The sequence below is a fragment of the Qipengyuania sp. S6317L1 genome (genome assembly GCF_023015615.1).
Classification (GTDB): domain Bacteria; phylum Pseudomonadota; class Alphaproteobacteria; order Sphingomonadales; family Sphingomonadaceae; genus Erythrobacter.
This window is the reverse complement of sequence record NZ_JALKAJ010000004.1, coordinates 50,858-76,373: the sequence shown is the minus strand read 5'-3', so window position 1 is coordinate 76,373 and position 25,516 is coordinate 50,858. Positions and strand designations below refer to the sequence as shown.

General features: G+C 57.2%; 20 protein-coding genes. 10 read left to right on the top strand and 10 right to left on the bottom strand.

Annotated features, from left to right (window positions below; genetic code table 11):
• Positions 1–85: 85 nt before the first annotated feature.
• From MWU38_RS09590 to MWU38_RS09575, 4 genes are read right to left on the bottom strand one after another with little or no spacing between them, the layout of a single operon-like run.
• Positions 86–3,190 (bottom strand): efflux RND transporter permease subunit, encoded by a 3,105-nt coding sequence (locus MWU38_RS09590; RefSeq protein ID WP_247271602.1) that lies wholly within the window; start codon positions 3,188–3,190, stop codon positions 86–88.
• Positions 3,180–4,223, bottom strand: a complete 1,044-nt coding sequence (locus MWU38_RS09585) for an efflux RND transporter periplasmic adaptor subunit (RefSeq protein ID WP_247271601.1) — start codon at positions 4,221–4,223, stop codon at positions 3,180–3,182. Before MWU38_RS09585 ends, MWU38_RS09590 begins: the two co-directional genes overlap by 11 nt.
• 53 nt (positions 4,224–4,276) lie before the next feature.
• Positions 4,277–4,690 (bottom strand): hotdog fold thioesterase, encoded by a 414-nt coding sequence (locus MWU38_RS09580; protein ID WP_173214048.1) that lies wholly within the window; start codon positions 4,688–4,690, stop codon positions 4,277–4,279.
• Positions 4,687–5,574, bottom strand: coding sequence for an alpha/beta hydrolase (locus tag MWU38_RS09575; RefSeq protein WP_007163783.1), 888 nt, complete (start codon positions 5,572–5,574; stop codon positions 4,687–4,689). The genes MWU38_RS09580 and MWU38_RS09575 overlap by 4 nt, the downstream gene beginning before the upstream one ends.
• Positions 5,575–5,651: 77 nt before the next feature.
• On the opposite strand from MWU38_RS09575, the gene MWU38_RS09570 reads away from it, so the two are divergent.
• Positions 5,652–6,125, top strand: coding sequence for a MarR family transcriptional regulator (locus MWU38_RS09570; RefSeq protein WP_247271600.1), 474 nt, complete (start codon positions 5,652–5,654; stop codon positions 6,123–6,125).
• A 380-nt stretch (positions 6,126–6,505) separates the two neighbouring features.
• Here the strand turns inward: MWU38_RS09570 and MWU38_RS09565 are convergent, their stop codons facing one another.
• Both MWU38_RS09565 and MWU38_RS09560 read right to left on the bottom strand, forming a co-directional pair.
• A complete protein-coding gene (locus MWU38_RS09565; protein WP_247271599.1) occupies positions 6,506–7,366 on the bottom strand; it encodes a hypothetical protein in 861 nt (286 codons plus the stop codon).
• Complete coding sequence (locus tag MWU38_RS09560; protein ID WP_247271598.1) at positions 7,363–8,520, bottom strand: DNA cytosine methyltransferase; 1,158 nt, start codon at positions 8,518–8,520, stop codon at positions 7,363–7,365. The genes MWU38_RS09565 and MWU38_RS09560 overlap by 4 nt, the downstream gene beginning before the upstream one ends.
• A gap of 123 nt (positions 8,521–8,643) precedes the next feature.
• Here MWU38_RS09560 and MWU38_RS09555 point away from each other — a divergent pair, with 123 nt between their 5' ends.
• The 7 genes from MWU38_RS09555 (at position 8,644) to mobF (ending at position 17,308) form a co-directional block, all read left to right on the top strand.
• Positions 8,644–9,558, top strand: a complete 915-nt coding sequence (locus tag MWU38_RS09555; protein ID WP_247271597.1) for a hypothetical protein — start codon at positions 8,644–8,646, stop codon at positions 9,556–9,558.
• Between the two features lie 101 nt (positions 9,559–9,659).
• Complete coding sequence (locus MWU38_RS14935; protein ID WP_281494666.1) at positions 9,660–9,782, top strand: hypothetical protein; 123 nt, start codon at positions 9,660–9,662, stop codon at positions 9,780–9,782.
• 268 nt (positions 9,783–10,050) lie between these two features.
• On the top strand, positions 10,051–10,449 hold the full coding sequence (locus MWU38_RS09550; RefSeq protein WP_247271596.1) for a single-stranded DNA-binding protein: 399 nt from the start codon (positions 10,051–10,053) through the stop codon (positions 10,447–10,449).
• A 308-nt stretch (positions 10,450–10,757) separates the two neighbouring features.
• Entirely contained in the window at positions 10,758–10,979 is a 222-nt protein-coding gene (locus MWU38_RS09545; RefSeq protein ID WP_247271595.1) for a hypothetical protein, read from the top strand.
• A 729-nt stretch (positions 10,980–11,708) separates the two neighbouring features.
• Positions 11,709–12,038, top strand: coding sequence for a hypothetical protein (locus MWU38_RS09540; protein ID WP_034954649.1), 330 nt, complete (start codon positions 11,709–11,711; stop codon positions 12,036–12,038).
• Complete coding sequence (locus MWU38_RS09535) at positions 12,028–14,352, top strand: type IV secretion system DNA-binding domain-containing protein (RefSeq protein WP_034953466.1); 2,325 nt, start codon at positions 12,028–12,030, stop codon at positions 14,350–14,352. The genes MWU38_RS09540 and MWU38_RS09535 overlap by 11 nt, the downstream gene beginning before the upstream one ends.
• A gap of 46 nt (positions 14,353–14,398) precedes the next feature.
• Positions 14,399–17,308 (top strand): MobF family relaxase, encoded by a 2,910-nt coding sequence (mobF, locus tag MWU38_RS09530; RefSeq protein ID WP_247271594.1) that lies wholly within the window; start codon positions 14,399–14,401, stop codon positions 17,306–17,308.
• Positions 17,309–17,418: 110 nt separating this feature from the next.
• On the opposite strand, the gene MWU38_RS09525 is transcribed toward mobF, so the two are convergent.
• Together MWU38_RS09525 and MWU38_RS09520 are read right to left on the bottom strand one after the other, a co-directional pair.
• Positions 17,419–18,354, bottom strand: a complete 936-nt coding sequence (locus MWU38_RS09525; RefSeq protein ID WP_247271593.1) for a TIR domain-containing protein — start codon at positions 18,352–18,354, stop codon at positions 17,419–17,421.
• Positions 18,355–19,090: 736 nt separating this feature from the next.
• Positions 19,091–20,560, bottom strand: coding sequence for an adenylate/guanylate cyclase domain-containing protein (locus tag MWU38_RS09520; RefSeq protein ID WP_247271592.1), 1,470 nt, complete (start codon positions 20,558–20,560; stop codon positions 19,091–19,093).
• 529 nt (positions 20,561–21,089) lie between these two features.
• Between MWU38_RS09520 and MWU38_RS09515 the strand changes: the two genes are divergently transcribed.
• A complete protein-coding gene (locus MWU38_RS09515; RefSeq protein ID WP_247271591.1) occupies positions 21,090–21,335 on the top strand; it encodes a DUF2188 domain-containing protein in 246 nt (81 codons plus the stop codon).
• Positions 21,336–21,504: 169 nt separating this feature from the next.
• Here the strand turns inward: MWU38_RS09515 and MWU38_RS09510 are convergent, their stop codons facing one another.
• The gene (locus MWU38_RS09510) at positions 21,505–22,140 is read right to left on the bottom strand and encodes a S24 family peptidase (RefSeq protein ID WP_034953476.1); all 636 of its coding nucleotides are present in this window, start codon (positions 22,138–22,140) and stop codon (positions 21,505–21,507) included.
• A 454-nt stretch (positions 22,141–22,594) separates the two neighbouring features.
• On the opposite strand from MWU38_RS09510, the gene MWU38_RS09505 reads away from it, so the two are divergent.
• Complete coding sequence (locus tag MWU38_RS09505; RefSeq protein ID WP_034953479.1) at positions 22,595–22,804, top strand: hypothetical protein; 210 nt, start codon at positions 22,595–22,597, stop codon at positions 22,802–22,804.
• Between the two features lies 1 nt (position 22,805).
• Here the strand turns inward: MWU38_RS09505 and MWU38_RS09500 are convergent, their stop codons facing one another.
• A complete protein-coding gene (locus MWU38_RS09500; RefSeq protein WP_247271590.1) occupies positions 22,806–25,508 on the bottom strand; it encodes a conjugal transfer protein TraG N-terminal domain-containing protein in 2,703 nt (900 codons plus the stop codon).
• Between the last annotated feature and the right edge of the window lie 8 nt (positions 25,509–25,516).

Here is a 25,516-nt window from a genome sequence, read left to right as displayed (position 1 = left end):
TCCGCTTCTGGAGGTGAATGCGGACAATGCTTGTTCTACCCTGCGCCGATCACAAAACCGGTAACGGTTGAGCCAACGCTTCGACCTAGGACGGTCCATGCAAGAGCGAGGATCGAAAGTTGCTCACGAGCTTCCGCAAATCCGAGGCTGCCGCATAAGCTGCGGGTATCACCAACAATGTCAGGAAGGTAGATGTCGTGAGACCGCCGATAATGATGAATCCCATGGGGTTTCTCCATTCCGCAGCGTCTGACTGTGCCAATGCGACGGGCATCATTCCGAAAACGGCAGCCAGCGCGGTCATGAGGACTGGTCGCAGCCGTTCCGGCGCGGCATCGCGCATGGCCGCAGCAGCATCTTTGCCAGCATCGCGGAACTGGTTGGCGCGATCGACAAGCAGGATGCCGTTTTTCATCACGATACCCATAAGCGCAATCATGCCGATTTGCGCAAACAAGCTCATTTCCTGACCTGCTGCCCACATGAGAAAATACGCGCCCGAGAAGGACAGCGGCGCGGTGAGCATGATGATGATCGGTTGCCCGAAGCTGTTAAACTGGCTTGCGAGGACAATGTAGAGTGCGACAATCGCTAAGATGAAGGCAAAGATAATGGCCTCGCTCGTTTCAGCGAGGCGGCGCGCTGTGCCTTCCATTTGGGTAGACAGTCCAGCTGGCGGCGGGTTGGCGGCAAGCAAGCCCTCTAAATCCGAGACGGCCACGCTCAACGGAACACCCGGCGCGGTATTGGCGAGCACCGAAATCTGGCGCGATCGATCAATGCGTTCGATTTCTGCGGCGTTCAGCGTGACATCAATGTCGGCAATTGCTGCCAAATCGACCAGACTGCCCTGCGCTGTCCTGAGGGGCAGCGCCTCTATGTCGCTCAATCGCTGTCGCTCGCTTTCCTCCAACCGGACCCGAACGTCGTAGCGGCGTCCACCCGTCTCGAACGTCCCGGCATCGCTCCCGCCTACGAGTGTCCGCGAAGCTGCCGCAAGGTCGCGCGCAGAAATACCGAGATCCGCCGCCCGATCACGGTCGAGCGCGATCTGCAACTCAGGTCTGCCACCCTCGTATGTGGAGCGCACGTCTACGAAATCAGATCGCGCGGACAGCTCGCTTTCGAGCCATTGCGCGTAGCGATTGATTGTGGCGGTATCCGGCCCTGTGATGATCAGCTCTATCGCGGTCTGTCCGACCCCGGCACCGGAAACCCACGGGACTTCCTCCACCGTGACTTGGCGTGCCTTCGGGACTCCGTCGAGTGCTGCCTGGCGTGCGAAGGTCATTATATCGTCTTGCGTCACGTCGCGTGACCGTTTGTGCGAAAGGCCGACATAGATATCGAGCTCGTTGATCTTTGGATTGGTCCCGCTGCCCGCACTGACAAAAACGAGTTCGACTTCGGGATTTTCGCGCAGAGCGGCATCCACCTGCTGCGCTGCATCCTTTGCCCCGGCTATCCCTGTGCCGAGCGGTAGCTTGATCGTGACGAGAAATTCCGAGCGGTCCGTAGTGGACATGAATGTGCTGGGCACGAGCGCCGCAAAAACCCCCCCCACGAATACGCTGGCAAGGGCGCCGCCTAGTACGACGTAGCGGCGGCGGATCGCCCAAGATACGAGCCTTTCGTAGCGTTGTCGCATCCCGACATGGAATCGCTCTATGCGTGCGAACCAGCCGCTCTCCTTTCCTTCGGGACGCAGCAACCGGGCCGAAAGCGCGGGTGTGAGCGTGAAGGCAACCAGCATCGAGACGCTGACGGAGAAGACGATTGCAAGACCGTATTGAAAGAAAAAGCGGCCAACTATTCCTTCCATAAACGCGATTGGCACGAACACTGCCAAAGTCGCAAAAGTTCCAGCCAGAACAGCCAACGCAACCCGCTTAGTGGCTGCGTGAGCCGCTCCAGTTGCGTCAGCACCTTCATCGACATCATTTTGAACTGCTTCGACGACGACGATCGCGTCATCGACCAGCAGGCCGATAGCGACCGTCAGCGCTAACAAAGTGACCATGTTGATCGTGAAATCGAACGCCGCAAAGGCAATGAAGCTTGCGACTATCGAAGTGGGGATCGCCAGCAATACTATGATCGTAGCGCGCCAACTGAGAAGGAAAAGGAATGTCACCGCGACCACCAGAACCACGGCAATTAACAGGTCGAACAGCACGTCTCCGATGGCCTGTTCGATGAAGCGAGAAGTGTCGCGCGCGATGACGAAGGTGACGCCTTCTGGTGCCGAAGCTCGCAGCTCCTCAATGTCGGCGCGGATGTGTTCGGCGACGGCGACTGTGTTCTCACCGCTTTGCTTGCGGACTTCAAGAACAACGCCTGGTTCACCGTCGAGCTGAGCATAACTGGCCTCGTCTTCAATCGAGTCTTCTACCCGCCCGACGTCGCCGATCCGAACGGTTTGGCCATTGGGTCGATAGGCGATGGGTATGGCCGCGAATTCTGCCGCGCTCTCCGCTTCGGCGAGTATGCGGACACCGAATTGGCGCGCGCGCCCCTCGGTGACCAACCGACCACCCGGCAGTTCGGAGTTCTCGCGCTGAATTGCGCCGAGTACGTCGTCCGCAGTCACTCCGCGAGCGCGCATCGCGGCTGCATCGAGCCAGATACGCATTTCCCGCTTGCGTCCGCCGACCAGCTCGACTGAACCGACGCCGGGGACGCGCTGTAAACGCTCCTTGACCTCCTCGTCTGCGAAAGCGGTCAAGTCACGAGCGGGCATGTCCCCCGACATGAGAACCGAGAGAATAGGCGCGGCATCGGGATCGACCTTTTCGATGACCGGTGATTCGGAATCGGCAGGCAGATCGGCTCCAAGCCGCGACATTTTGTCGCGCACCTCCTGCGCTTTCACATCGGCATCTTCCTCGAGTTCGAATTCGAGATTGACGATGCTCACACCCTCCGCACTGGTCGACCGCATCTGACGCAATCCCGCAATGGTATTGAGCTGTTCCTCGACAATGTCGGTAACTTCGGTCTCCACGGATGCGGGCGAGGCGCCAGGAAGCGCCGTCGTTACTGAAACGTATGGAAACTCCACCTTTGGGAAAAGGTCGACGCCGAGCCGATTGAACGAAACAAGTCCCAGCACCACGAGCGAGGCGATCAGCATCGTAGCGAAGACGGGGCGCCGGATCGATACGTCAGCGAGCCACATATCAGTCTGCATCGCTCATTTGGCGGGACTCTACTGTTTCACCGTCACGCAAAGTCGAAGGCGGATCGAGGACCAATTCATCCCCTGCGGCCAAGCCTGAAAGAATGCGCACCCGATCAAGATCGATGCTCTCGAAAGTAACTTCGCGCCCATGTGCCTTCCCGTTTTCAACAATGAAAACGTGCGCGGCAGCACTATCGCCACGGATTGCGGTTCGAGGGAGGATTATCGCCGAAACGGGTGGGACGTTGATTTCAGCGCGAGCCCCCAAACCTGAGCTGATGCGATAATTTGGATTGGCAATCGGCAGCCGCAATTCGACCATCCGGCTCTCAGGGTCGACCCGGTCGTTGATAATATAGACTATGCTATCAATCGGCTCGTCGAACCCTTCGATGTAGACGCGAGCGGGCATATTTCGCCGAAAGGCGTCAACATATTCCTGTGGCGCGTTCACGATGGCGGCGACCGTTCCGAGCTCCTGCAATTGGAGCGCTGCTGATTGACCGCCCATCGAAAAGCGGTTGTTGAGGTAGACCCCTTCATCGACCAACCGAGCGGTAACAACGCCATCGTAAGGCGCTCGCGTGATGGTATCAGATAACGCTTGCTGCGCGGTGCCGAACACTGCCTGAGCCTGCGTTTTTTGCGCTCGTGCAACGGCAAGTTCCGTTTCGACCGCATCGACCTGCGCGTTTGATACAAAACCCTTAGGTGCAAGCGCAATAACGCGCTCGTAGCGCCGTTCTGCCTCGATCGCTCGGGCGCTAGCTAGATCGACGGCGGCCTGCGCTTCGGCGACGCGCCGCTGGTAATCAGCCTGACGGATACGAAAGAGTGGTTGGCCCCGCGATACCCTGTCGCCGACCTTTACGAAAATGCGCTCAACCGGCCCCTCTGCGAGCGCTCCGATCGAACTGCTTTGCTTGGCTGCAATGGTGCCGAATGCTTTTACTGGTTCTGCGAGCAATTCGGGTTCGACGACCATTGTCTGAACTTTGCGCGGACCTGACTGCGCGTCTTGCCCCGCCTCGCTTCCGTCCACGCCACCTGAGCATGCAGCAAGAGCCAAACAGAAAGCCGTTAGGGTGGCGCGCGCTAACATATGTAGGCGCCCCTGCCGCTGGCGATCAGTTTGCCGTCCGGTCCAACTATCCGGCTTTCGGCAACCGAGATTTGCCTTCCGACCTTGACCACCTGACCCGTCACAATGAGGGGCCCAGAAGTCGCCGGGCGATGATAATCAACGCGCAGGTCGGCTGTCACCTTCGCTGTCACACCTTGCGACAGCAATGTGTAGAGCCCTGTGAGGTCAATCAGCGATGCCAGCACGCCGCCATGAGCTGAACCGATCATCGGGTTCGAGATAATCTCTTCGCGCCACGGCATTTCGAGCTCAATCTGCTCGCTAGAATACGATTTTACCGTCAGACCGAGCCATTGATGAAACGGAGCAATCCGCAACAGCTCATCAAGACGTTCGCAATCGATTGGACCGTGCTCCTTGCTCATGCTGTAGTTCCTTGGGGAGAGTGATGGCGGGTCAGAAAATCGAGGATCGCTTCCGAAAAGGCGTCGTTGGCGTCTCCCACCACCATATGCGTGGCATCTGCGATGTCGGAATATTCGGTGTTCGGGACCAGGTCGCGCAAATGCGCCACCGCCTCTTCGGAAACCAGATCGCTCGATCCGCCGCGAATGAGATGCACTGGTAACGAAAGCCGACTGGCCGCATCGCTCAGCGCATCGAATTGCCGATCCTGATGAGCCGGATCGCTTCGCTTCGTGGTCATGATGTTACGGATAAAGGCCGGGTCCCAGTGCCAGTAGTAGCGGCCATCATCCTTTTTGCGCAGGTAGCGCCGCAGTCCCTCTCCAGCCCCGCGCTTGCGGCGATGCGGCATGTACCTCGCGATGATTCCCGCCGCTTCTTCAGGTGAAGAAAAGCCGGTATCGACATGCTGTTCCATGAAACCGACCACACGCATCACGCCGCCCGGCTCCATGCGCGGGGCAATGTCTACAAGGGTCAGGGAAGCGAAAGTGTCTGGCGCGAGATAACCCTCGGCGATGATCCCGGCCAGTCCCCCCAGCGAAGCACCAACGAGTGCTGGTTTGCATTCCATGCCTGATGCAATCGCTACAAGATCGGAAGCGAAGTCGCGAATATCGTATGCTCCGCTCGCAGCCCAATCGCTCTCGCCATGACCGCGCATATCAATCGCAATTGTGCGGTAGCCAGCTTCGGCCAAATCACCTGTTACGCGCTTCCACGCACGGCGCGTCTGCCCGCCGCCATGTGCGAGCAGGACGGGCATGGCGTTGTCGCCACCAATCACTTCTGCGGCAAGGGAGAGTCCTCCCGCTCCATGAATTTTGGTGGTCAAAATCTCCATATCGCAAGCCACTATATTGTAAATTGATTTACAGTAAATGACTTTATCTAAGTCGATGCTGTGTTAAGGTGCCTTGCATGGCAACAAAGCTCGACCACGATCCCGATGAAAAAGCGGCACCATTCCTGACCGATCAAGACCGGTTGGTTTTTCTGTTGGAAGAGCTCACGCGACGATTGCGCCGTTCCTTCGATTCCTCACTCGAGCAGTTTGGACTCACCCGCACCCAGTGGCGTGCGTTAGCCTATCTCTACCGGACACCCGGCATGACCCAGACCGAATTGGCCGGTCAATTGGAGCTGGAGCGGGCAAGCATCGGGCAAGCGATCGACCGGCTAGAAGAGTTGGGCTTGGTCGAACGGCGCAGCGCCAAAAACGACCGCCGTGTGTGGCAGGTGCACCTGCGATCCGCTGCAATCGACTTGCTTCCGAAAATGCGAGTCGAAGCGGATCAGGTCTATGCGCGCCTGCTCACAGGAATAAAGGACGAGGACTTGGAGGCATTCAAGTCTACTTTGGCCGCAATGCAGCGCAATTTGGGCGATGCCTAAAGGGCCCAGCGGTCGCCGCGAGAGAAGGTAACTTTACCAGCTGTAGTCGACGCCAACGCCGAAGAATGGCGGTAATTCCAATTACCCATCTATATCCGCAATTGGGTCGGAGGCGGAAGGTCCGCTTTTTGCGAAACCAGCGCCGAAAGCCGACCGTCAACTAACGGCCCAATTGCGGGCGGTCATGTTGCGATCAACGAAAAACCGAATGTGGGCCGAAACCGGTCCGTCCGGCTTCGGCAGAGTTCATCGAAATGCGGTCATACTGCTAACCAGTCGAAGTCGTTCAGTTGTCTGTCGCGATTGGTCACTCCAAACCGCATTTATGAGCCAATCAGTGTGGAACCAGCGGCGGGCAAACTGTCGACCCAATGGATCGATCAAGCTCGGCGGATGGCCGTCGCCTTCGATTGCTTACGCACACAGCCATCTCGTTCGATCGTTGTGGCACGAACTATATCTACTCCGTCTATCCCAGCTTCAAAGGTCACGGAGTTTAACTCGGTATCGAACCCGCCGAAGCAGCTTTGCATTGCCTTAAGAAAGCCAACCTCCTCTAAAGGCCGTGGAGGTGGTTTCGGGTTGTTGCGAGGACTCGGGATAGTGGCTGGAAAAAGATAAATACAAGGTGGTGGTAGACGATAGGGGCCGACCTCGTTTACTCGTTCTGGCGCGTCGTCAATCTTGGGGCAGGTTCTAGCGGCCGTTCCGCAAAGCCAATCCCAAACGATTAATCCGTCAACCTGCTTCTTCTCCGAGATCACATCGGCCGAGAAACGGACATGAATACCAGACCAAACATTGTGGCGTGGATCAGCTCCTTTGTTTTGGCATACACTCCATACAATGAACTCATTAGCATGTGGCGGGCGAGCTGAGATATTCGTGTTATTACCGTCTAGGCAGCCTTTGAGCTCGATAGCTGCGATCTTGTCGTCATTGAGTGTGACGGAATAGTCGTGGCGATTGGCATTGCCCGCCTCAATCCAATTCTTTATGTAGCCTGCATCCTCCATGTGATTGAGGATATGAGCAACGAACGCTTTCTTTTCTGCCATTGAGGCGGAAATTTGACCTCTGACGCGCTGAATAGAGCCTTCGAAGATACCACTTTCGTAAAAGTCCTTCTCGCTTAAGCCGAATGTATTCAGCTCATGCGACCTCGTTTTGAGGGTTTCTGAAAACTCTTCGATTTGACGCTTCAGATCAGGATCTTTTCGGCACGGAATTGGGTCATTCATGCGGCGCTGACGTCCTCTTTGGCCATTGCATGAGCGATTATCGGCTCAAATAGATGTTTCGCCAAGTGTCTAACCACAGGAACTGCCACTCCATCCCCTGTCAGATGATATGCTTCATTGTAGCCGTCGGGCAGCTTGTAGCTGTCTGGGAGACCCATTAGTCGGGCTGTCTCCCTCGAAGAGATCAGGCGAGACCTTATTTTCTCGCCCTCCACGACTAAGATCAATTGACGCGACGAACCACCTGCAGGCGTTCGCAAGCACCCGGCGATATTGTCGAACCGAACCTCCGCGCGTTGAACCTTAATTCCGTGGTGGAAGCGGGTGCGCTTGTAGACGCCGCCAACCATGCGCACACCGGCCAGCTTTGCCGTCTCAACCTTGGCCAGGTTCACATCGCTCATCATTGACAGAAGATCGCGCGTTTCGCGGGCCGTGTGCCATTTGACGCTCTTAGGATTGTCCTCGATCAAATCCCGGAAATCTTGCTTTCGCTCCGGCGGCTTCGGCATGCTCCACCAAAGCCAGCTTTCCTTAAGAAGCTGAGGCAATAAATCATACGCGCGCTTGATAGCGGGAGTATGCCATGGGCTTTGAGGCTCGCTCTCCGTATTGGTCGCAGCCAAATCGTGGCGTACACCGATGACGAACAGACGCGGACGGGATTGTGGCACGAAAAGCGACGCATCGATCACAACGGCACCGAACCGATATCCCAGACCGTGTAACGCATCGCAGATGGCCACGAAGTCTTTGCCTTTGTGAGACGTCAGCGTACCGACGACATTTTCGAGCGCTATGATTTTTGGTGCGCGTCCATCGCGGGCAAGCTCATCGATGATTGCGATGAACGGCCAAAATGTTCCGGACCGGTCGCCTTTAAGGCCTGCTCCCCCGCCCGCTAGTGACAGATCTTGGCATGGAAACGAGCCCCAAACCATGTCTGGTTCTTCCGGCAATGTCAGCGGATCCACGTTCCGAATGTCATCCACGACAATATCACCGACGCCCCAGTTGCGAGCATATGTCGCACCCTTCTTCTTATCGAAGTCGTTTGCGAACAAGCACGTCCAATTGGCACCAAGCCCAGCGCGCGCCATGCCGCCGCCTGCGAAGAACTCATAGAAGCTGAAATCAGATGATTGCTTGGCCATGTCGCTGGGGACGCTACATAGAGAACAAGGGCAGAACAAGGGGGGATCGCAATCAGCGCTATCCTGTGCACGTCTAATTGGACAACCTAAGGGCATTTTATGCGACCAAGTTTCAGAAACCGAGTGCAATTCCTTAAGCAGAACATTTTTGAAGCTGATGATCCTGCGCTCGCCGAACCGCCTCCGATCCAAAACATAATCTATCGGACAGACGATGAGGAAAAAAAGTGGATTGAGAAGTCCACTGAGATGATAGGCGATTTCAGGTCGGTCTTTCGAAGCGTCTATATGCGCTGGGCGATTACCATCAATTCGCTCTTCGTCGCGCGCGACCGCTATCAATCACATCCAAACCTCGGTCTTCGCGTTGATACGGTGAGAGCGAGCGCCGATGGTCCTGAACGCGTCGAACTGGCACTTTGGCATGGCCAAGAAGCGTCAAGAAATTACGAGGCCTGCATACCTCTCATGGGCGGCTATGGCGTTCAGGATATGTATGGTGCGCTGGAAGAGGTCGTATTCGAATTGTACGAAATCTATCTCGACGCCCATCCTCAAGAGTTGATGAAGGGGGATGATTTCAAGCGCCTTCGCAAACTCTATCGCGACCGAGAAACGAGCCCCGAAGCAGCGACAAAGCATCAAGAGGCATGGAGCGAGCGCTTAGACAGCTGGCGCAGGAAACGCGCTTACGACGGTCTTCACAAAGTGTTCGCTGCATATTTCAAGAAAGCCGGTTTGAAGCGGCCCAGTTGGTACACGCAGAGTGACATCGGATCGTGGGCGAAAGCTATAGAAACCGTCGGTCTTATTCGCCATCACGTTACCCATGGAGAAGACCTTGTCTCTGAGGAATTAGGTCGGCTTTGTGCAGAACAGCCTCAGCTTGGGCTTGATCTGAAGGCCGGTGAGCAGCTCGTAATCTATACCGAGCACCTAATGCTCGTAGAGGCGTTCTTCGACCAACTCCTTACAGCGATAAATATCAGCCTACTGGAAAAAGGTCATGGCAAACCATTGCCGAAGCCGGAGTCTTAGAGTGAACGGCGAGATGTCGCGCCATCCGCGTTTGCGCGTTTGGGGGCGCGTAGCTGACCTTCCGCAATGCTCGAAAACGACCGGGGCAAGCGCTTTGCACTGTGGTCGTTCCTGCACATTCTGCCCCCGACCTCGACGTGGCGTTCGAGAACGAGGAAGACCGGGAAGCAGCCCGCAACTTGATGGATCTCCTGGCGGCATCGGAAGGCGATGGAGCAGGCTGATTGCAACAGGGTCTTGGCACCTTCAGGCCCGCACCCGATACTCATCCGGCTTTCTTCGCGAACAGTCCTGAATCAGGTCAGCTGAGGACAGCAACCCGTTCCTTTCCGGCCGTGTTGTCGCGCTTCGCGCGCCTGCCCGCACCACCCGTCATGAACAGGTTTCCCTTGGAGCTTCGCTCCTGCGGTGCAGCCCTCCCATGCCCTGCTTCTTCTGGATGTTCTCAAGCCGGAGATGGTCTCCGGTTTGAGGAACTGAAGGAATACAACCATGACCAATATCGCAATCCTCACCGGCCGCATCGCCCGCGATCCGGAATCCCGCGAGACGAAGGGCGGCACCAATATCACCGGGATCACCGTCGTCACCGATCGCCCCGCACGCGACAAGGATGGCAAGACCTACAAAGACGAGAACGGCTACACTGCCAAGGAAAGCGAGTTCCACCGGGTGACCTGCTTCAACGGCCTCGCCAAGACCGTCCGGCAGTACTGCACCAAGGGCCAGCTGGTCAGCGTCCAGGGCCGCATCCACTACACCCAGTGGGAGGACAAGGACGGGGTCACGCGCTACGGCACCGAGATCCTCGCCGACAAGGTCGACTTCCTCAGCCGGGGCAACGGCTCGGGTGACGACAACGACAACACCGACGCTCCCGAGATCGACTGACATCTTCCATCATCGATGCCCATCAGAGGGGCGCTGTTCAGACCGGACAGCGCCCCTCTTCTGTTGCTCTATCAGACCTAAAGGGGAGGGGCCTGGCTCACGGTTGTCCCATTATGATGGGCGTGCAACCGGCGCGTCAAGGACGGCAGGGGCCCACCATTTTGCCTCCCCTTCGCTCCGCTGCGGTCCGACAAAATCGTTACCCCTACCGCCGCTTCGCGGTCGCCCATGCGGGCGATCCCTGACCCACCGGCCGCACGGCCATCCGTCCTGCTCCTGCCGTCAACGGCAGTCATCAGGAGGTTATTATGGCTACGCAATTTCAACGCACTTCGACTTCGGATCGCTACTTTGCCGCGCTGGCTGTGGCAGAGCGTCGAGCACTGCACAGCTTCTTTGATCAGCATATTATCGATGACAAACGCCTTGGGTACTTTGCCCTGGACGAGGGTGATTACAATGCACTTCCGGCGCACCTTGCAGCGCGCGTGGTACACACCATCCACGGGGCGATGTCAGACGAGTTCTGACCACGGAGACGGGGCAGGGACCGGCGGCGGTTCTTGCCCTTTTTTCATGTTCGCGGGGGCGAGTTGGGTGACTAATTCGCAGAGAGAAGTCTTGAAGTTGCGGCGCGATTGGGAATGCATCGAGCATCCGAAAGCGTCGCGTCTCTCGGTGGCCATCTGGTCCCCACCGCGATGCCGGCAGCGTGAGCAATCGTACCCGTTGAGCTTTGGAAGCGGCCATCGGACTACAAGTGCCTGGGCGTCTAGAAATGGCATTTTATCTTGCGTTTCGAGCTGGTTGAAGAGTCCGGCAGGTCACGGTTCAAAGTCCGCAATTTCCGTCAAACCAAGGCCAGCTTGTAGCCCAGGACAATTTTCGCCAAAATTCTCGCGTTGTCTCACAAAGGCCCATTTGCTCTCGCTCCGAAAATAAGGATGTAAATTCAATCTATTGAACGAGACTGGCGAGCTACTGGAGACGTTCGCGCAATTGGGAACTTGACAGGCACACCGGACGCAGCGATGCCGCCTGAAAACTGGCGCAATTCCGGCGCAAACGGGAGGTGTCCGCTTCTGTGCCAGGCTCGGTCCAGCTGCAATCCTGACTGTGCCGAACTGGTCCAAATTGATGTAAGTCGCGGAATTTCAGAAGAAAGTTTTCGATTTCCTACACCTTGGCTACTGGCATAGAATGGCACTTGCCTTTCGAAGGGTGAGCCAGGTTCTTTGAGACACAAGGAGCTTGGGTTTATGCCTAGAGACAAACGATTTGTGGCTTATGTCACACCCCTGATCGCTGACTGGATCAGGGACCAGGCGCGCGAGCGCAATGTCAGTTCAAGCATAGTCATCGGAGACTGTATCTTCGATGCCTGGAACCGCGCCACCGAGGCGGATTTGCGGACACCCGCGACTGATCCGGTGCGCCAGAATATCTTCATAACGGTCGCACTCGACGCCCTGCTTACGCACCATCCTGAAACCGATCTTCGCGATCGAACCGTCGCCGCGTACCAGCGCAGGCTTGAACGTCTCGGGCTCGTTGCTCCTCGTCCTGCTGGAGGCAGCGATGAAGCATAATCTGGTCAATTTTACCCGCGGAAGCCAGCTTCTCGGGCACTTCGGTTTCATGTTTGCAGCAGGCCTGAAAGGACCATTGATTGTCACATTGCTCGTCGTTCTGGGTCTCATCTACTGGGAGGTGACAGGAAGGCTGAGTGACCATCAGACCTACCTACTCTGGATGCACATCTATGCCTCGGGATACGGCTTCATGGAGTTCGACCCTGAGAAGCTTGTGAACCTGCAACTGGCCGATGGAAGCATGGTCGCTTTCCCCATTTCGGTGATCACCGAGTACCCACCAATGCGGGAGGCCATGGCCCTTTTTCAGGAATCGGTGAAGGACGCGCTTGTCACCTCAGCCCTTGTTCTTGCGCCGCTGTTTATCCTCTTCTGGTGGGTGGCTGAACATTTCGGGGAACGATCCAAACAAAGGAAGCATGTCCGCGGCGCGTCGCTCTCGACGCTGCCCGAACTCGAAAAGGAAATCGGGCAGCACAACCGGGTCGAACGCGCCCGCGAATATGGCAATTCTCTCGGCTGGAAATGGCGGTTTGCCGGAGCAAGTGCTTTGCAATCGGCGGGCCTCTATTCGCCCGCTCATGTTGCTGGTGTAAGCTGGCCTTGGCGCCGCGAACAAAGCCACACCATGCTCGTTGGCACCACCGGTACAGGCAAGACGGTCGCCCTCACGGAACTCGTTTCAGAGATCAGGAAGAGGGGAGAGCGCGCGGTAATTTTCGACCTCACCGGCGCTTTTGTCGAGACCTTCTATGAGCCCGAGCGCGACATCATCCTCAACCCTCTCGATCAGCGTTGTCCTGCGTGGAGCGTATTCGACGACTGCACTTCGCGTGCTGAATTCCATGCGGCTGCAGAGTCGCTTGTGCCTCATGATGGCGGCGGTTCTGAACAGTTCTGGGTGCTCGCCGCTCGCACCTTGTTCGTCGAGACATGCATAAAGTTGAAGGAGGCAGGACGCGGAACCAATGCCGCGCTCGCTAACGAGTTGATGAATGCCGATCTCTCCGATCTGCATCGCCTTGTCGGAGACACGATGGCCGGCCCGATCAGCACGCCCAGCGCTGCCAGAATGGCGGAATCGGTGCGTGCGGTGTTCAACGTCAACGCCAAGGCGATGCAGATGCTGCCCGACAAAGGAGAGCCGTTCTCGGTCCGTCAATGGGTCGCAGGTGAGTGCAAGGAAGGATCGCTGCTGTTCCTGTCAGCGCGCTATGTCGACATGACAGTTCTCTCGCAGTTGCTCACACTGTGGCTCGACACAGCGATAAACACGCTCATGACTGGTCGGCGTACGCGCGACTTGAAGCTGTGGTTCCTGATCGACGAACTGGGCGCGCTCCATCGATTGCCCTCGCTTGAAAAGGGTCTGCAGACTGCGCGCAACTTCGGGGGCGCGATCGTCACGGGCGTCCACACCTTTGCCAAGCTCAAGGAGGTCTATGGCGAGAACATGGCGATGACTTTGTCGTCGCTTGCAAGGACCAAGTTGATTTTGGCTACTGCCGATCGTGAGACCGCCACATGGTGCTCGGACATTATCGGTCACCGGGAAGTTCGCGAGATGGAGGAGGGGTACAGTTATGGCTACAACAACGCCCGCGATGCGGTCAGCCTGACACCCCGCCGGCAGGTTGTGCCGCTGCTTCTGCCCGATGAATTTATGGGCCTCAGGAGCCTCGAAGGTTTTATCAAATTTCCCGATGGTTTTCCGGCAGCGCCCGTCACCTTGTCCCCGCGCGATTGGCCTAGGCGAGCCGAAGGGTTCATTGCGCGCGCTGCCACCACAACACCGACAGGTGGTCCGGCGAATGCTACCGCCGAGACGATAGATGGGAGTGCGGATGACGGCGCTTCCAGCAACAGCGACGAGGGTGATCCGCGCAAGATGAAGGACAGGAAGGAACCGAAACGACATCCCTCGCGCTCAGCCAATATCAACTCGAAGAGCGAGCCGAAGGTTCGGGATCAGACAGAGAAGCCTTCGACCAGGCAGGCAGAACAGGCTCGCACGAATGCGGTCGATGAGACCCAACCAAAGGTCGGGCACCGCCCGCCGGAGGATCGACGCCAAGGCGAGCTTCCGATTCATGAAAAGCCAGGCGGGGACGACACGGCGCAGGACGTTGCAAAAGAACGCGAAGGATCACCGCGAAGCGATCTACCCGATCCTGATGCTTGGCAGCGCGACGATGATCAGCGTGGAAAGGTCGACCGAAAGCTTCAGGAAGAACAGCAGCGTTCGCTTCTCGGCGGAGCGGCCCATGACAAATACGATCACGATTTGGGTGACGTCGACGCGGAGATTTGATCGCTCGCACCGGGGATAGCGAGGGGTCTTGAGCGAAGGCTGACCTATGCTTTCTGTTGCCAATGTCCGCTCCTCCTCAGCGGCGGCCAATTACTTCGCGTCCGACAATTACTACGCCAAGGCGGATGCCGACCGTTCGGGGCAATGGCTCGGTGAGGGCGCCAAGAGGCTTGGGCTGGAAGGGAGGGTCGATGCCAAGGCCTTCGACGCTCTATTGCGAGGTGAGCTGCCCGATGGAACGAGCGTTGGCAATTCCGGACAAGCGCATCGACCGGGCACCGATCTTACTTTCTCCGTGCCCAAGAGCTGGTCGCTGCTCGCGCTTGTCGGCAAGGACGAACGGATTATCACTGCCTACCGCGAGGCTGTCGTCGAAGCGTTGCAATGGGCCGAGAAGAACGCCTCCGAAACCCGCATTGTGAAGGATGGCAATGTTCTTACCCAACCGACTAGCAACCTAGCGATCGGCTTGTTCCAGCACGACACCAACCGCAACCAGGAGCCCAACCTCCACTTTCACGCGGTCATCGCCAATGTGACGCAGGGCAAGGATGGCAAGTGGCGAACCCTTAAGAACGATCGGCTTTGGCAGCTCAACACTACCCTCAATTCGATCGCGATGGCGCGCTTTCGGGTGGCGGTCGAGAAGCTTGGTTACGAACCGGGGCCGACGCTCAAGCACGGTAATTTCGAAGCGCAAGGGGTCTCCCGCGACCAAGTCATGGCGTTCTCTTCGAGACGAAAGGAGGTGCTCGAAGCGCGGCGCGGTCTGGGGCTTGAAGCAGGCCGGATCGCCGCGCTCGATACGCGCGCTGCCAAGAAGGTAATCGAGGACCGGGACACGCTCGGCAAAGTCTGGGATGAGACCGCAAGGTCGATCGGACTTGACCTCTCTCCAATCATCGAGCGCGCGCAGGGACGCGCTACGCAAGCCGGTATGCCGGGAAGCGCCTTTACCTCCCTGGTCGAACGTGGCCGTGCGCTTCTCAGGCAATTTGCAGCGCACGTGCGCAGTCCCCCCGCAGACCCGCTTGTTCCGGTTTCGGTGCTTAGGCAGGACAAGCAGACCATCGCCGCCGCGCAGGCGGTCGCTTCGGCCGTGCGCCATCTGTCGCAGCGCGAAGCGGCGTTCGAACGCGAAGCGCTCTACAAGACGGCGCTGGATTTCGGATTGCCGACCACCATTGCAGATGTCGAAAAGCGCACCCGCGCGCTCGTGCGCACAGGCCACCTTGTTGCCGGGAAGGGCAATCACAAAGGTTGGCTTGCATCCCGCGATGCCATTGAAACTGAGCAGCGCATCATTGCCGAGGTCGAGGCTGGAAAAGGGGAAGTTGAAGTCGCCCTCTCACCGAAACAGGCAGAGGATCGGGTACAGGCATCGGCCGAGATTGGTCACGGATTTCGTCTCAATGACGGCCAGCTGTCGGCTGCCCGACTGATCCTGACTTCACAGGACCGAACTGTCGCAATCCAGGGCATTGCCGGAGCGGGCAAGAGCAGCGTTTTGGCCCCTGTTGCACAAGTCCTGCGCGAGGAGGGTCGGCAGGTCGTCGGGCTCGCGATCCAGAACACTCTGGTCCAGATGCTCGAGCGCGACACCGGTATCGGCTCGCAAACGCTGGCGCGCTTCCTCGGCGGCTGGAAGAAGCTACTCGATGAGCCCGCAAACCTCGTGCACCGCTCCGAAGCGCAATCGGCTCTCAAGGATAGTGTTCTGGTGCTCGACGAGGCTTCGATGGTCTCGAACGAGGACAAGGAAAAGCTGGTCCGACTGGCTAACCTTGCCGGTGTGCATAGGCTCGTCCTGATGGGTGATCGAAAGCAGTTGGGTGCGGTCGATGCGGGCAAGCCCTTTGCCCTGCTCCAAAAGGCAGGGATTGCTCGGGCAGACATGAACACCAATTTGCGCGCCCGAGATCCTGTCGTCCGCGAAGCTCAGGCTGCTGCCCAGAAGGGCGATGTCAAAAATGCACTGGTGCGGCTGAGGGATTACACGATCGAGGCAAAGGGTGATGGCGCCATTGTAGCTGCCGAACAGTGGCTTTCTCTACCCGAGTCCGAGCGTGATCGGACAGCGATTTATGCATCGGGACGCAAAATTCGTTCTGCCGTCAACGAGGCCGTCCAGACCGGCCTCCTCGCCAATCGCGAAATCGGACCAGGCAAGATGGCGCTGCGCGTTCTCGACCGCGTAAACACCACGCGCGAAGAGCTGCGATATCGGGCCTCCTATCTAGAAGGCCGCGTTCTGGAGGTCTTGCGGCGAGAAAAGTCGCTCGGCCTTATGCCGGGAGAATATCGGATTTTGGATGGCCGAAGCGATACCAAGAATGTGACCGTGGTGAACAAGCGCGGCAGGCGAATCAGCTTTGATCCTTCCCGGCTCAAGGCGGCCCAAGCGAATGACAGCCTCTCTCTGTTCGAAGAGAGGAAGCTCGAGGTCCATGAGGGAGACAAAATCCGCTGGACACGAAACGATCACAAGCGCGGCCTTTTCAATGCTGACCGGGCCAAAGTGGTGGCGATTAATCGTGGAAAGGTCACCGTCGAAACCTCGAGCGGGGAGCAACTGACGCTGGCCAAGGGCGATCCAATGCTGAAACGGATCGATCTTGCCTATGCTCTCAACGCCCATATGGCGCAGGGTCTAACATCCGACCGCGGGATTGCGGTGATGGATAGCCGTGAGCGCAATCTCTCGAATCAAAAGACGTTCCTAGTAACGGTGACCAGGCTTCGCGATCACCTCACCCTCGTGATCGACAATACACGAAAGCTCGGCGCAGCGGTGTCTCGAAACAGAGGTGAGAAAGCATCGGCCCTTGAAGTGACCGAGAGGCTTCGAATTGCAGCGGCTAAGGGCAATTCCATTGAGGAGGCCAAACCCGGTCAGCCGAAAGTCGAGAAGGAACTTGCTCGAACGAAGAGCAAGACCCTCGATATCGGGATTTGACGTCGGTTTTGCGCCCCAATATCGGTCATCTGCGTGAATACTACGATCACCCAAAAGCTGCCGTCACCGTTAATTCCGAGAGTCTTCTCGTCTCTTCGTCTGTCGAATTCCTAAGGAGCAGTCCGCGGCCGATCTTGAAGGGGGCCAAGGTCGGTGATGTGCTTTCGAGCCGCGATACAGGCTTTATGAATAGTTCGCTCGGGGTCGGACCCCTTGAACCGGAGGGTTGTTAGGCCGGCCTGATCGCTGGCCAATTTTATGTCTTCGTCAGTATCAACGAGCAAGATGGAACGCCCGCGCCCCAACATCCCCACCGAAATTCCGTACTCCAGCTGCACATTGTCGCGAGGCACATGCTTGGCTTCGCCACGACTGACTAGCTGGTCGTCTGCGCCAACGATGGCGATCGTGAAATCATGTCGGCCAATCACGTCGGTAAGCGAACTGATCGGGTAATCGGACAAAGCAAATACCCCTTGGTCCCACACCGTTACGTCCACTTCCGCGCAGTCCAGTTTCTGTTCTACTTGTCTCGCTGCAGGCAGCTGCTCGCCTGACGAAATGACAAAGACTTTCGGAATGTCGTTGACATAGCCGATCATTGAGTTTCGCGCATTGAGGCGTTCGGTCTGAACCTTCGCAATCGCTTCCCATATTTGGGGGTACTCATCGCGTATCTTGTCCATAGCGTTGTCGCCGATTGCAAGAACAGCACCGTCCTCTTGGGCAGTAATGGTGGCCGTTCGCTTCAAGCTGGTGCCTAGGTCAGCTATTTCACCTACATGGACGCCTGCTTCGCGAGTTCCGACATGTCTGCCGTTCACCTCTACTTCGAATGAACCTGCTAAGATCAGAAATACTGTGGCATCCCAGTCGTCTTGCCGGATCAGAACATCACCCGCATCAATCTTCCTTAGGTCCCCGTCTTGAATTAGACGTTGGGCCAGAGCCTCGTCGCCGCCAGCAATCTCTTGGTTCAGTACTGTCTTGAGGAGCCGCGAGATATTGTCCTCACCTACAAAACGATCAATCGGGTGGGTCATCATTTCGGTCCTTTCCTAATTCGCAATTTCTCATGGTTCCGCAACACGTCGTTCCAGCCCGCCGAACTGAACGCCAATACTCAGCCAGTTCTTCTCGTCGCTTCTTTTCAATGGCGACGAGCTCTAGAATTTGCTCGCGGCGGTCGCACTCGACCCTGAGACGTGGAACCATTCTGCCTCGTTTTCTCCATGTGCACCCAAGATGGCAGGGCGCTCGGCCATTTATTGGCCGACCGTCATTGTGCACGAGTTTGAACTGCGCGCCGGTAATCCAAGAGGCTTCTTCTGCGTGCGCTGCAGCGTATTCTTCCTCAAGTTCGAGCGACTCAGCTAGTTCTAAAGCCTTCTTGTGCCAAATGCCTGCGTCACCATGATCGAGAGCGAAAGCTTCGGGCCATATCCCTGTTCTGTGAGCCATTCTCTGGCACATGAGATGGTGTCGCAGTGCTTCCCACCATTCAGTAGCAGTTTGCTCGTCGTCCACTGCAGGTCGGTCGAGGCCAAGACAGAAGCTCCCGCCGGTCTCAATATGTCGTTCTGGACAGCGCGCCGGAAAGAGGGTGCCTGGCTTACTTTCCGAAACGATCGGTTGCGATCGCCCCATGACAGTTAGCTCAAGAGGATTGTCCCAAGGCGCTGAGTCGACGTGGGCAGTCCCTTTGACGTACGAGTTGCCCGATCCCGAGATTGCAAACCATCTCGGGCAACTTCGAGCAAGCCACAGCGCCGCGTTCAAGTATCACCGGCTGTATGAACGTTGTGGCAAGCTTGATTCTCCATGCGAACGGTTGGGTTCAGCAAGAGCCAGGTTCTGCTCAGCGTCAGGCACGAAGCCAAGCATCATCTGAGCGGACGGATAGTCGAGATTGTCGATGATCCGGTTGCCACCGAATTGTCGTCGCACAGCGACCGATGCTTCGGCATAGGCCTTTTGGCCGATCGCAGATTGCGATCCGTCGCAGCGTCGTTGTTCGTTTTCGGAGTGGCAGGTCGCACGGCTTGCAGCGATCCGCACACTCGCCTCGCCGCGAAGTCCAACTCGGCAGATAGGTGTTTCGCCGACGTCAGTTCCGATTGCGATTCCTAGGTCCTGCAGCCCTGCCAGCTTGGATTGACAAAGTTCGAATGACGAGCGCAGCGCACCAAGGGTCAGCACCGATTGATTTATAGTTTTCTTGGTGTCTGTCTGGCGGGCGTCACCTTCAGCTAGAACGCCATGGAGGCAATCGCCAATGTACCGCACCTTCCGCCCTCGGAAATCTTCTTGCAGCACAGCTGCGAGCTCCCGGCGGATAACGAACAGGTTGGCGACCGCCTGCGCGACTGTCCCTGAGATGATCGCCGCATCAATATAGGCGGTGAACCCGTCGATGTCCGCAAAGATCGAGCATAGCTCCATGCGGATCGCATTGCTTGGCGGATGGTCCTTGAACTTGATCGTCGAAAGCGGGGGTTCTTTGTAGTGGAAAGAAAATGAGGGCTCAGAACCGAAAGTCTTATTGTCCGATTTAATAAGCCGCGCTTCGACTTGATCATAAGCGTCACGCAGGAGCGTGCCGGTCCCCTCTTTGTCTTCGCTTGGTCGGTAATGCTTGGCTAAGACTTCCGCTTCCGTGATCGAACTCAGTGGCCCTACGTTGAGGAGAGAACCGCCAGCTCGCGCGCTTTCCGCACGATCCGAAAAGTAAATACCCGGATCATCGCCTTCGGCTAGCTTAGCGGCTTTATTGGCCGGACTTCCTATGAAAAGAGGCTCCGCGTCGGACCTCGTGCCATCATTTATCGCGACCGCGGGCCCGCTATCGATCCCGATCCGCACGCGGGTTTCAAACTCCGGATGTTTCTGACTCAGCTCAGCTACAAGTTCCCGGAAAGCGGCGGAGAACGCGATGGCAATGCGAATCCGCTCAGCTTCATTCTCAATCCCTTCTGGGGCTAGAACCACTGCGTGGAGCCGCGGCCCATGAAAGTCTACGCGCTGAAGCCCGAACTCCTCGGTCAACACGTCGCAAGCACTATAGTGTGCGTTCAGGAATTCGAGTGCGCGACGATGGCTAGCGACCGTCTCAATGCCAATCTCTTCGAGCACCGAGTTGAAGTCCATTAGGTTCGCGTAAACATGCACCCCATGTGTTTGGATTGCGCGATTGCGAGGAATGACGATCTGGCCCGCCCGCTCTTCTTGCAGAATTCCCGCCGCCTTTTCCATCTTACGCCGCAGCGCGTATTGACTGAATTGCTCGACGGCGATTGAGCCTTCCGGCACATCCTTGATGAAATTCTCAATGCGCTTGATAGCGCGCTCTTTGTTCCAGGCCATACCGCCCCCTTGTGTCTTGCGCCTCCGCCCGCAGCGCATGTTTGAACTCTGGTGGACTTGGGTTTCGCCACGATGAAATTCAAGGAACAAACGAAAAACAAATATGCGGAAAACTGACTGTGATCCGCTTCATTTTTCTAACGAATTCGAGTAATGGCGCGACGCATCAAATCACGATCATTTGACGAGATTTGTTATTGGCTCATTTTGGAAGAAGCGCCCAACAAAGCTGGCTGTAATCCCGCACTCTGCTAGCACCGACTGCGGCGATTTTCTCCGAGTCAGCGAACGCGACATAGGAAGGCTCTTTTCAACAGACTTTCTAGCAGCTGGTTTCCGGGCGCCGACAATGTTGTGCATTGAGCGCCATCAGATGATACGCCATACTTCACTGAAATGCAGTCAAGAGAGAAGCGTGATGGCTAAGCTACCAAAATACCATCTTACCAATGATAAAAAGGCTGGCAACTGGAGGCTTGAAAAAGAAGGCTCTGATCGGGCCACAAAGATCTTTGACAACAAGGGCGACGCAACCAAAGGTGGAGCGCTCTCCAAGGCTATCGGTAAGAGCGGAGGGTCGGTCCGTATCCACAAGACTGACGGAAAGATCCAAGAGGAACGGACTTTCCCACGCTCAAAAGATCCCAAAGGATCGCCGGGTTGACGCGGCGGGCTCCGTTTTTGAACGCTTGAGCCGCAAATCCAACATCTATCGTCAGATGCCGCCTGCCTTGCCATAATCACGCGTTAGCCATCGAGCATCAGTAAGCGTCCGTTCAACGCCAACAGACATTCGAGAGCGGACCGTCCGGTTTCGGCCCAAGGCCATGCCGTCAAAGAGCCCTCCCAAACCAGATCACTCGCCCAACAACATGGACATCTGCCCGGTCCATATCGTGCCATGTGGGGTAGGCGGGGTTGTCGCTGGCGATCGTGACCTGTTTGCCGCCAGGCTTGATGGCAATACGCTTTACCACCAGAGCTTCGTCTGCACGCAGCACGTAAATTCCATCACGGAGCTTTGAACCGTGGTCGGATGCATCCACAAGGACCTCGTCGCCATCGCTGAGTGTCGGCTCCATCGAATCACCCATAACTCCGACGATCGACAGGCTTGCGCTTTTTGCCGCCGTCAATCTTCGTAGCCAACGTTCATCGAAACCGAACCGCGTCTGCGCGCTTTCGCTCTCGGCAATGGCGCCAAATCCGGCTGAAGCTTCAACTTCGAGAACAGGGATCTCAACCATCCCGTCTGAGACCGGGTTCGCCGGCCCTCCCAGGGTCTGCTCATCAACCCCGAAGAAGCAAGCCAATGTCTTACGATCATCGTCGTCGAGGATCTTCGGTGAGCCACGCTTGATGAATTGCTGGATGTAACTCGGGTTGCGGCCGAGGAGCCTTGAAATCGACGCGTAGCCGTATCCACCCTGAATGATGAGGCGGTCGAGCTCTTCTCTGACATTTACCATCAGCTTGGTCCTTTGGATGCAGTCATAGGATTTTTTCCTAGACTCGCGGAAATCATCCTAGTAGGAACATAACAAGAACACAAGCGAAATGCGAGTCGGAGCAGTTTGGAAATGAGTTTGCTTGAGCGGATCGAGAAGCATCTGAAAGAAAACCACATTTCTGCAACTCGCTTTGGTAGGCGTGCTGTCGGTGACCCCAGATTTGTCCTCGACCTGCGAATGGGGCGCAGACCGCGTCGCAGAACGGTCGAACGGCTGGATGCTTATCTCGCGTCATGCGAAAAGGCAGCTGCCAAATCATGCGACCGCGACCACAAGGGTCCCCATCGCTCCGGGATGCGGCAGCCGTAGTCAGACGGCTCATCGCCCTGCTATTGTGATGATCAGCCAGTTGATGCATTTTCAGGCTGATAGAGCAGAGGGGGCTTCGGTTTCCGGGAAAGGACACTGACCTATGAGCAATACCGATAAAACCCCGCCAGAGAGCAAAGGCGATTGGGAGGGCTTTCGCGAAATCGATCGCGCCATCGCTGAGAATCGCCTGACATCGTACACGTGGAAGAAGACTTGGGCTGATCCGTGGGGAAAGGCCGGCTTGGTCCTTTTTGGAGTTCTGTTCACGGCCTTTGTCATTTTCGTCATTGTCTATGATGATTTGATCTGACTTACCATTCCTTCACATCGTCGGCTGCTTCGGCGGATGCTCCTCGTGCATCCCGTGTTGTCCGATCAAGTGTTCTCCTTCTTTGTTCGATGCTTCGAGAGCCCTGATTTTGCCTGCGATTAACATCCTGTGCCATTTCTTCTCGGCCACTTGATGGATCTGCGAGAGAGCTCGGCACGCCGCCAAGGCGAACAGAACCGCGCACCCCGCTTGCGCTCCCGACATTGGGTCGAGCCACTGGCGCTGCATCAGGCAACACCAATTCGCTCGCAATCTCATCATTGAGGCCCTCAGCGAAGCTTTCCACAAACCGCGCCTGCAGTTGTTGCCCTTGCGCGCTCATCTGGAAGTTGATGTCATCAAAGCGGGCTTGGCCATAGTAGTCGCGGTTGGCGTCGATCTCCGCCATGCCCCATTCGCGGTAGGCTTGGCTGAGGTTAAGAGTTCCCGCAGCATTGGCGCTTTCATACCAACTGGCCTGGCTCTCGAGCCGATTGGCGATCTCTTCCGCGCGCCGTGCTTCGATTGTGTAGCTATTCGCTTCTGTGAGCGAAGTTGTGACACCCGCTGCGCTACTCGAGACGAGCGCTTCGGAGCTTGAGCTGGTTTCTCGGAAGAAGCCTTCTCTCGAACTTGACCAATTCTGGCTTTCGGAAATCTGGCTGAGCGCATTCTCGATACGCGAGCGATCTTCTGAGGCGATTCCGATATCGCTGTCGGTCCAGCTCTGATTGCGCCCGCCCTTGAGTCCGAGGTTCCCTGCAACCGACCCGCGCTCTCCTTTGACGCCCAAACCGCCATCGCCATTCAGGAACCACGAAACCGTGATGTCGTCGGATGCACGGCGAGACAGGCCAAACTGCCGCTGCAAAGTGTTGGACGCGTTGTTGAGCTCACTGAAGGTTCTTCCAATGCTGTCATTGGTCGACGTTCCGCTGACCGTCTCGTTCGAGCGAGATCGGGTGTATGCATCGCGAAGCTCGCTGAACCGCGTGACCGCCGAACTGGTCGATTGCTGGGCGAGATTGGAGAAAGTCTCGCTCTGGCTGCGGCTCTCGCTCGCCATTGTCGACAGCCTGCTCGAGAAATCCTGGCCAAGCGTTGGCGTGAACGGATAACTCGACGTCGGCACCGTCGCGAATTCTGCCTGCGGAAAGCCGGTTGTCTGCGTGCCGCTCTCGCCGATTCCTCTTGTCTGTGCCGCTCCATAAGCGATGTTCGGTGCAAGGCTGCCTTGGGCGAATTGCCGCGAGAACACGCTCGAGTTCTCGAGATTGGTGTTGCCGAGCGAGACGTTGCCCGTGCTCGCTTCGCGTGCGGCTTCTTCGGCGGCATTCTGGCTCGGATTGAGGTAGCTCGTCGCCTGGCCCGAGATCGCCATGGCTCCGCGCGCAACGCCGCCTGCTAGGAAGGGGATCGAGGCGACGAGATAGCCTGCGAGGATACCGATATCGTTGTTGACGTCGGTCATGCCGGAGAACGTGGCGAGCGTGAGGCCGCTCGCGCCGCCAGCTGCCGCCACATCGCCTGCGCCTTTGAGCATCAAGATCATGTGGAGGATGACGAAAAGCGGTCCCCAAGCGGCGAGATAGAAGAATCCCGTGACATAACCTCTCAGCGCAATCGGTCCGGTCCTTGGCATGAGGAACAGCGGGAAAAGCACCGGGAAGAGCGCATAGAAGACCACCGTCAACACGACATTGAGGATCGGCACCCATTTCATCGCATTGTGCGCGATCGAAGAATAGGTTCGCTCGGTCTGGATGTCGGCGCGGGTCTGCGCGAACACATCGACGCTCGATGCGCCGCTTGCTCCGGCAAATCCGTGCATCGCCTGGTTCATCGCGTTGATCGTCAGCACCTGGCGAAAGATGCTGCTCGCATCCTTCGAGATGCCGGTGAGATATTGGTAGGCCACCGGCAGATCGGCGATGAGCTTGGCCTTGGCGAGCGCTTCGGTCTGCTTGGGATAGAGCTGGCGGCCGGCAATGAGCGTCATGTCGTCGATCATGCCCGCCCACTGGTTGGAGAGCGCGGTGTAGGCCTCCCGGCAGGTGACGATCGATGCAGTAACACTGTCATCGGCCTCGCGGGTCAGGAATTTCTGCGCACGCGCCGCGCTCCCGGGCGCAATGGTCGCCCAGATGTCATTGCTCTCTGACAGTTCCTTTATCGAGTAGTGACCCAGCAGCAGGTCGTAGAATACGCATTGGCGGACATGCTCGTCGAAATTGGCGGCGAACTCGGGATCGGCGATCCGCAAGCTCCGGGTCGCTTCGAGCAGGCGGGCTCCGTAGATCATGCCGTTCTTCGAATAGTTGAGATCGTCCGGCAGCCCGAACACGGTCTCGGCCGAACGCGTGAGGTAATCGCCCGCCTGGCTGGTGAAGCTCGCCATGAGCGCAAGGCCAAGCGGGACATTGGCAACCGTGGCCGGAGCAAGGCTTGGATTGACCCGGTCGGTGACCTGCACATCCATCCGTGGGACCATCAAGCACATGTAGATGAGCGTCGCGCCGAGGAACCAGTTGAGCCAGGCACGCCAGTTCTGGTTGAACGCGACGACGATCACCGCGAGCGCAAACCCCATCACCAGCGCAACCTGAATGAGGCTCTTATAGCCGCCTGCGCCGGTCCAAGCGGCAACAGCGTTGAGGACATTGACGATATATTCGCCGCCCCCGGTGGTGAAGATCTCGACCATCTATGCGC

Bases quoted from the DNA above. Each gene is read 5' to 3' on its own strand.
- MWU38_RS09590 (WP_247271602.1), bottom strand. From the start codon at position 3,190: ATGCAGACTGATATGTGGCTCGCTGACGTATCGATCCGGCGCCCCGTC.
- MWU38_RS09580 (WP_173214048.1), bottom strand. From the start codon at position 4,690: ATGAGCAAGGAGCACGGTCCAATCGATTGCGAACGTCTTGATGAGCTG.
- MWU38_RS09575 (WP_007163783.1), bottom strand. From the start codon at position 5,574: ATGGAGATTTTGACCACCAAAATTCATGGAGCGGGAGGACTCTCCCTT.
- MWU38_RS09570 (WP_247271600.1), top strand. From the start codon at position 5,652: ATGGCAACAAAGCTCGACCACGATCCCGATGAAAAAGCGGCACCATTC.
- MWU38_RS09565 (WP_247271599.1), bottom strand. From the start codon at position 7,366: ATGAATGACCCAATTCCGTGCCGAAAAGATCCTGATCTGAAGCGTCAA.
- MWU38_RS09560 (WP_247271598.1), bottom strand. From the start codon at position 8,520: ATGGCCAAGCAATCATCTGATTTCAGCTTCTATGAGTTCTTCGCAGGC.
- MWU38_RS09550 (WP_247271596.1), top strand. From the start codon at position 10,051: ATGACCAATATCGCAATCCTCACCGGCCGCATCGCCCGCGATCCGGAA.
- MWU38_RS09545 (WP_247271595.1), top strand. From the start codon at position 10,758: ATGGCTACGCAATTTCAACGCACTTCGACTTCGGATCGCTACTTTGCC.
- MWU38_RS09540 (WP_034954649.1), top strand. From the start codon at position 11,709: ATGCCTAGAGACAAACGATTTGTGGCTTATGTCACACCCCTGATCGCT.
- MWU38_RS09535 (WP_034953466.1), top strand. From the start codon at position 12,028: ATGAAGCATAATCTGGTCAATTTTACCCGCGGAAGCCAGCTTCTCGGG.
- mobF (WP_247271594.1), top strand. From the start codon at position 14,399: ATGCTTTCTGTTGCCAATGTCCGCTCCTCCTCAGCGGCGGCCAATTAC.
- MWU38_RS09525 (WP_247271593.1), bottom strand. From the start codon at position 18,354: ATGATGACCCACCCGATTGATCGTTTTGTAGGTGAGGACAATATCTCG.
- MWU38_RS09520 (WP_247271592.1), bottom strand. From the start codon at position 20,560: ATGGAAAAGGCGGCGGGAATTCTGCAAGAAGAGCGGGCGGGCCAGATC.
- MWU38_RS09515 (WP_247271591.1), top strand. From the start codon at position 21,090: ATGGCTAAGCTACCAAAATACCATCTTACCAATGATAAAAAGGCTGGC.
- MWU38_RS09510 (WP_034953476.1), bottom strand. From the start codon at position 22,140: ATGGTAAATGTCAGAGAAGAGCTCGACCGCCTCATCATTCAGGGTGGA.
- MWU38_RS09505 (WP_034953479.1), top strand. From the start codon at position 22,595: ATGAGCAATACCGATAAAACCCCGCCAGAGAGCAAAGGCGATTGGGAG.
- MWU38_RS09500 (WP_247271590.1), bottom strand. From the start codon at position 25,508: ATGGTCGAGATCTTCACCACCGGGGGCGGCGAATATATCGTCAATGTC.